The organism is Sporosarcina sp. P13 (assembly GCF_002743055.1).
In the GTDB taxonomy this organism is placed as follows: domain Bacteria; phylum Bacillota; class Bacilli; order Bacillales_A; family Planococcaceae; genus Sporosarcina.
Window position 1 is genome coordinate 1 of record NZ_PDYM01000085.1, and the last position, 1367, is coordinate 1367.

Annotated in this window: 1 protein-coding gene; it reads left to right on the plus strand. The window is 42.1% G+C overall.

What is annotated here, in order from left to right:
* Window positions 1-114: 114 nt before the first annotated feature.
* Window positions 115-1329, plus strand: a complete 1215-nt coding sequence (locus CSV79_RS16515; RefSeq protein ID WP_099690122.1) for an ISL3 family transposase — start codon at window positions 115-117, stop codon at window positions 1327-1329.
* The last annotated feature ends 38 nt before the right edge of the window (window positions 1330-1367 follow it).

Consider the following 1367-nt stretch of genomic DNA (forward strand, 5'->3'; position numbering starts at 1 on the left):
GGTTCTATAATATTTGTTGGGGTATGCGTACAATTTGCATAAAAAAATACACGTGATCACCGATTTCTTTTATACTTGAATTGTCTAGAAACAAGTAAAAGTGAAAGGTGATACGTGCATATGAATTTTAACATGAATATTCCAGGATTTAAAGAGGTACTCATTGAAAAGATAGAAGAAATTGGGGATCGCACCGTGCTGTATGTGTCTTTGCCTAAAAAAGCCCATCATTGCCCTAGCTGCGGTGCACTTACATCCAAAGTTCATGACTATCGCATGCAGAAAATTAAGCATCTCAAATGGTTTGAACGACTAACCACGCTGTTTTACAAACGACGTCGGTATGTCTGTGCGTGTGGGAAACGTTTTTCTGAACATGCGCCTTTCGTCGATAAATACCAACGCTTCTCGAAAGAATGGAATCAAGTCGCGCAAGTACGATCAGTTAAAGCGAAAACATTTAAAGAAGCTGGTGAAGTGTTAGGAAGTTCTAGTTCTACCATCATTCGGCGCTTTCAACGGATTGCGAAAAACGAAATGGTTGAAGGAGTTCGTCTACCCAAAGCCATTGCGATTGATGAATATAAGGGGGATACGGACGCAGGGAAATTCCAACTCATTATCGCAAATGCCGAAACGCGTGAACCATTGGAAATCCTTCCAAACCGCCGGAAAGAAACGATCCAGAATTATCTACGGCAGTATGGGGAAGATGTAGAATTGGTCGTTATGGACATGAATCCTAGCTTTAAAGCCGCGGTGAAGAAGGCGTTGGGACGTCCTGTCATTGTCGCAGACCGCTTCCATTATTGTCGTTATATCTATTGGGCATTGGACGAGGTTCGCCGAAAAGTACAGAAAGAATGGCATGCCTATGACCGAAAAAAGTGTAAACGCATGCGGCATGTATTGTATAAGCGAAAAGCCAAATTGACGGAAAGAGAACGCTGGTATCTAGATCGTTATTTAGGGATGTCAGAAGAACTTCGCCAAGCGTATGAATTAAAAGAAGCTTATTGCGCGTGGTTCGATTGGGCGAAGACAGCTGAAGATGTAGGGGATGTGAAGGAGCAGCTGGAAGAGTTTTATCAAACGGTAGAAAATGCGCAACTTCCTGCCTTTCTAAAGGCCATCAAGACCTTTAAGAACTGGCAAGTGGAGATCTTAAACAGCTTTATCTTCCCTTATTCGAATGGTTTTTTAGAGGGGATCAACAACAAAACAAAAGTGATGAAACGCAATGCCTATGGCTATCGACGCTTCGATCACTTTAGAGCGAAGATCTTATTAACTATTAAGTATAAAGAAATTGGGGTTCATTTAGGGTGACGTGGATTATCGGTCACCCCAACATTTGACGTTGAACC